The organism is Brachybacterium sp. (genome assembly GCF_052095815.1).
GTDB lineage: Bacteria > Actinomycetota > Actinomycetes > Actinomycetales > Dermabacteraceae > Brachybacterium.
Map to the genome: position 1 here is coordinate 111,254 of NZ_JBQDLF010000006.1, position 4,856 is coordinate 116,109.

The following is a 4,856-nucleotide window of genomic DNA, read 5'->3' on the forward strand; positions in this document are numbered from 1 at the left end:
AATTTTATCTATTATTTGGTGGGGATTACATTTGGGGGCGGTCCGGCCCCCACCCCCGCCGCACCCCCCCTCGTTCCTGGGCCGTTTCACCCCGCCACCCCCCGCCCCTTCTCTCCGGTCGGGGTGACAGGATTTGAACCTGCGACCTCCTCGTCCCGAACGAGGCGCGCTACCAAGCTGCGCCACACCCCGGAGGTGCCGCACCGAAGTGGAGCACCGAGGAGAAACTTTAGCAGGCCTCGAGCGTGCTCACTTCCTCGGAGCGGGCTTCGGTGCGCGCAACGTGAGCAAGGTCGCCTCCGGAGGGGTCAGGAACCGGTAGTCCGAATAGGGGCTCGCGCCCATGCCGGCGCTCACATGCAACGGGACGCCCTGCCACGCGGACAGGCCGCGCGCCTGCTGACGCGGAAGATCGCAGTTGGTCACCAGGGCGCCGATCCCCGGCAGTCGCAGCTGCCCGCCGTGGGTGTGCCCGGCCAGGATCAGGTCGGCACCGTCGGCCACGAAGGAGTCCAGCACCCTCCGGTACGGGGCGTGCGCGACCCCCAGGCGCAGCACATTGCCGTGCTCGGGCAGAGCCGGGGGCACGGCGGCCGGAGCCGGCATCTCATCGCGCTCGAGATGCGGGTCATCGACACCCACCAAGCGGATCTCGAGCCCGCCGAGCTCGATGCTCGCGCGGCTGTTGGTGAGGTCCTTCCACCCGTGGGCGGAGAGCCTCTGCGCGAGCTCCGCGGTGGGCAGCGTGAGCTCCTTGGGGGCGGTCATACCCTCGGGGCGCGGGTCCGGCAGCAGGTACCGCGCGGGGTTCTTCGGGCCGGGCTCGAACATGTCGTTGGAGCCCATCACGAAGGCGCCGGGACGCCGTAGCAGCGGCTCGAGCGCCTCGGCCAGCACCGGCACCGCTGCTGCGGAGGCGATGTTGTCCCCGGTGTCGATGACGAGGTGCGGCCGGAGCATCCCCAGGTGCTCGAGGAAATCCAGCTTGCGCTTCTGGTCAGGCAGCAGATGGATGTCGCTGATGTGCAGCACCCTGATGGTGCGGCTGCCGGGCGGCAGGATCCGCAGCTCCAGCTCGCGCAGCGTGTACCGGTGGATCTCGACGTGGCGGGCCCAGATGTGCGCCGCCGCTCCGGCCCCGAGGCCCAGGGCCCCCAGGGCTCCGATGGTCCAACCGGCAGCGGATTCCAGCCGCATCTCAGCCCTCACCGGAGGACTGGCGGATGACCACGGTCTCGTTCTCCGGCAGCTTGGTGCCGGGGGCGGGGTCGGTGCCGATCACGTACCACTTGCCGACGTCCGAGCTCGACTGGTTGCGCACCTCGACTTTGTAGCCGGCTGACTCCACCGTGGCCTGCGCCTGGCTGAGCACCATGCCCGAGACGTCGGGCACGACGCCCTTCTGGACGATGTCCGAGGTGGGCTTCGACGGGGGCTTCGGTGCGGCCGGGAACGGCTCGCTGGGCAGCCCCTGGTGAACGCGGTTCATGTACTCCTGCCAGGTGGGCAGGGAGACCGTGTTGCCCCAGACGCTGCCGCTGCGGAGCATCTGACCGTCGACGTCGAAGCCGCCTGGGCGGATGTTCGCCTGCGGGTGACCGAACCAGACCGCCGTGGACATCTGGCGGGTGAAGCCGACGTACCAGGTGTGGAACTGCTCGCCCGAGGTTCCCGTCTTGCCGCCGGCGGGATGGCCGTCGATGATCTTGCCCTTGCCGGTGGCCTTCGGATCCTCGAGGTCCTGCTGGAGGGTCCACGCCATCGCGTCGGCGACATCTTTCTCGACCGCCTGGTGGCACTCGGCGCCGGAGATCTCCATCGGATCGCCGTTGCGGTCCTTGACCTCGGTGATCGCCTGCGGCTTGCAGTAGGTGCCGCCCGAGGCGTAGGTCGCATAGGCGCCGGCCATGTCGAGGGCGGAGATGTTCAGCTCGCCGAGAACCAGCGCTGCGGGTGCCAGGGTGGTGCCGTACATGTCCTCGATCGGCATCTCCCAGGTGGAGGCGTCGTACGGGTCGAACCGCGCCGGGACCACGCCGATGTTGCGCGCCGTATTGGCGATCTCGCACAGGTCCAGCTGGCTGGCCATGTCCGTGTAGCTGGTGTTGATCGAGAACTTGGTCGAGTTCAGGACCGTCTCCATGGGGGCGATCCGCACGGAGACCGCGTTGTCCGGGTTCCAGCCCTTGCTTTCGCGCCAGGCCCCGCCCCCGAGGCACTTCGCCGGGGCGTAGGTGATCGGCTCGCGCTTGGTGCTGACCCGGTCATAGATGGAGCGGTCGCTCTCGAGCCACTGCTGGAGCACGAAGGGCTTGAAGGTCGAGCCGACGGGGAACCCGTTGCCGCCCCCGAGGGTGTGAGGGACGTTGTAGTTGATCGCGGTCTCGCCCGGCCCCACCTCCTGGTAGGGGTTGAAGGAGCGGTTCTCCGCCATCGTGAGGATCTTCCCGGTGCCCGGCTCGACCGTCACGATCGAGTGGCCGAAGCCGTGCTGGGCATCGGCCGGAACCTTGCGCTGCAGGATCTCGGAGGCCGCTGCCTGAGTGCTGGGATCCAGGGTGGTGCGGATCGTGAGGCCGCCGCCGTAGAGCAGCTTGCGCCGCTCCTCGTAGGAGGGGGCGAAGGTCGGATCGTTCAGCAGCGAACGGGTCACGTAATCGCAGAAGAAACCGCTGGTGCCCGCATCGGCGCACCCTGCCCGGACGTTCTGGATCTTCAGCATCTCGCCGACCGGCTGGGCGGTGTACTGCTCGTACTCCGCATCGGTGATGTACCCCTCGCGGCGCATATCGCCCAGCACCTCGTTGCGACGCTTCTGGCCGGCTTCGGGGTGCGAGACGGGATCGTACTGGTTGGGGCCGTTGGTGATGCCGGCCAGCAGCGCGGCCTCACCCGGGTTGAGGTCTACTGCGCTCTTCGAGAAGTAATGCCGGGCGCCGGTCTCGACCCCGTACTGGGAGGGCCCGAACTGCGCCACGTTCAGGTAGGCGTTGAGGATCTGCTCCTTGGACCACTGTTTCTCGAGCGACAGTGCGAGCTTCGCCTCGCGCAGCTTGCGGCCGTAGGTCTGCTCCGTGGCGGTGCTGATGTCCTCCTGGTCGCCCCGCTGGACCGCGTCCATCAGCAGCGCGTTCTTCACGTACTGCTGGGTGAGGGTCGATCCGCCCTGGGTGGCCCCGCCGGCCGCGTTCGAGGCGAAGGCACGGAACATGCCCTTGGGATCCACGCCTCCGTGCTCGAAGAAGCGGCGGTCCTCGACCGCGACCACGGCATGCTGGATGTGCGGCGAGATCTCCTCGAGCGGCACCATGATGCGGTTCTCGGTGTAGAACGTGGCCAGCAGCGACCCGTCGGCCGCTTCGATGCGACTGGCCTCATTCAGCGGCTCGACCTCGAGCTCGGTCGGGTACGACTCGAACAGATCCACCCCGTCCTTGGCGACGGCCGAACCTGCAGAGACCATCGGCAGGAAGAAGGCGGCCAGCAGCACACCGGCGAGGGCTGAGACGGCGAGCATCCCCAGCAGCAGGTAGACGGTCTGCAGCAGTGCAACGGGGAGTGAGCGTCCGGACGCGGACGCAGGCGTGGTGCGGGGCATGGTCACACAGTACGGGGCGGTCCGGCGCGGGGGCCATGAGGCATGCCACGCATGCGGGATCTTCACCAACCCGATGCGTCCTCGAGACCTGCGCGACCCGGCGGAGCAGCTGCGGTGGGCCTGGCGGATCGCGAACGCCTTATCACAGTCTGGCTCGCAAGGCTCGGAACATCTCCGGTTTTGCCATGTGGCGACGGTCTCCATACAGTTGGGCACATGTACGAATCAACGTCGATTCGGGACCTGGGAAGGGGACGAGGATGACTATTGCGGCAACGCCGATCACCGAAGACTCAAGTTGGGCGACACGAGGTGCCTGCGTGAGCATGGATCCCGATGGGTTCTTCGTGCAGGGCGCCGAGCAGCATGCGGTCAAGCTCGCCTGCGGTGCGTGCCCGGTGCGCACCGAGTGCCTGGCCGACGCTCTGGACAATCGAGTCGACTTCGGGGTGTGGGGCGGCATGACGGAACGGGAGCGGCGACGCATGCTGCGCCGCCATCCCGATGTGCGCGACTGGTCGGAGGCGCTGCGCCGGGCCCAGCGCCAGGCCGTGGGCAGCTGACCAGGCCGTGGGCAGCTGACCAGGCCGTGGGCAGCTGAGAGGGGCAGACCAGCGCTATCGGCGCGGCCGGACTGCTCCGCCGTCGCCGACCCCTCGGGACGAGGGGGCATCTCACGGCCGCGCTGCCACCGGTAGGCTCGCGCCATGAGCACTTACACCCGCTGGGAGTACCTGACCGTCCCGCTGCTGATCCACGCGACCAAGCAGATCCTCGACAACTACGGCGAGGAGGGGTGGGAGCTGGTCCAGGTCGTGCCCGGCCCGAACCCGGAGAACCTGGTCGCGTACCTCAAGCGTCCGTTGGGCGAGGGCTGAGCCGATGACGGTCGCCTCGGGCCGCAGCGCTCGCATCCGTGCCCGGCTCGATGAGCTCGGGCTGTCTCTGCCGGCCGTTGCCGCGCCGGTCGCGGCCTATGTGCCAGCCGTCGCGAGCGGTCGCCACGTGCACACCTCCGGACAGCTGCCCTTCGTCGACGGGACGCTGCCGCTGACCGGCAAGGTCGGCGCAGAGGTCACCGCGGAGCAGGCCTCCGAGCTCGCCGCCACCTGCTGCCTCAACGCGCTGGCGGCCATCGAGGCGCTCGTGGGGGACCTGGATCGGGTGGTGCGCGTGGTCAAGCTGACCGGTTATGTCGCCTCGGACCCGTCCTTCACCGCCCAGCCCGCCGTGATCAACGGGGCGAGCACCCTGCTCG

5 protein-coding genes and 1 tRNA gene are annotated in these 4,856 nt (G+C 68.6%); 3 read left to right on the forward strand and 3 right to left on the reverse strand.

Going from position 1 to position 4,856, the window contains the following annotated elements; translation table 11 throughout:
• Positions 1-118 precede the first annotated feature (118 nt).
• The 3 genes from ACTH43_RS04340 to ACTH43_RS04350 form a co-directional block, all read right to left on the reverse strand.
• Positions 119-192 (reverse strand) — tRNA-Pro (locus ACTH43_RS04340).
• 57 nt (positions 193-249) lie between these two features.
• The gene (locus ACTH43_RS04345) at positions 250-1,197 is read right to left on the reverse strand and encodes a metallophosphoesterase (protein ID WP_441443697.1); all 948 of its coding nucleotides are present in this window, start codon (positions 1,195-1,197) and stop codon (positions 250-252) included.
• Between the two features lies 1 nt (position 1,198).
• Positions 1,199-3,598 (reverse strand): penicillin-binding protein, encoded by a 2,400-nt coding sequence (locus ACTH43_RS04350; protein ID WP_441443698.1) that lies wholly within the window; start codon positions 3,596-3,598, stop codon positions 1,199-1,201.
• 260 nt (positions 3,599-3,858) lie between these two features.
• Between ACTH43_RS04350 and ACTH43_RS04355 the strand changes: the two genes are divergently transcribed.
• The 3 genes from ACTH43_RS04355 to ACTH43_RS04365 form a co-directional block, all read left to right on the forward strand.
• Positions 3,859-4,161: a WhiB family transcriptional regulator gene (locus tag ACTH43_RS04355; RefSeq protein ID WP_441443699.1), complete on the forward strand. Its 303-nt coding sequence runs from the start codon at positions 3,859-3,861 to the stop codon at positions 4,159-4,161.
• 144 nt (positions 4,162-4,305) lie between these two features.
• The gene (locus ACTH43_RS04360) at positions 4,306-4,476 is read left to right on the forward strand and encodes a DUF4177 domain-containing protein (RefSeq protein ID WP_262424549.1); all 171 of its coding nucleotides are present in this window, start codon (positions 4,306-4,308) and stop codon (positions 4,474-4,476) included.
• A 4-nt stretch (positions 4,477-4,480) separates the two neighbouring features.
• A partial coding sequence (locus ACTH43_RS04365; RefSeq protein ID WP_441443700.1) for a RidA family protein occupies positions 4,481-4,856 on the forward strand: 376 nt, incomplete at its 3' end.

What these genes read in the sequence shown, in the direction of transcription:
- ACTH43_RS04350 (WP_441443698.1), bottom strand. Translation starts at nt 3,598, where the DNA reads ATGCCCCGCACCACGCCTGCGTCCGCGTCCGGACGCTCACTCCCCGTT.
- ACTH43_RS04360 (WP_262424549.1), top strand. Translation starts at nt 4,306, where the DNA reads ATGAGCACTTACACCCGCTGGGAGTACCTGACCGTCCCGCTGCTGATC.
- ACTH43_RS04345 (WP_441443697.1), bottom strand. Translation starts at nt 1,197, where the DNA reads ATGCGGCTGGAATCCGCTGCCGGTTGGACCATCGGAGCCCTGGGGGCC.
- ACTH43_RS04355 (WP_441443699.1), top strand. Translation starts at nt 3,859, where the DNA reads ATGACTATTGCGGCAACGCCGATCACCGAAGACTCAAGTTGGGCGACA.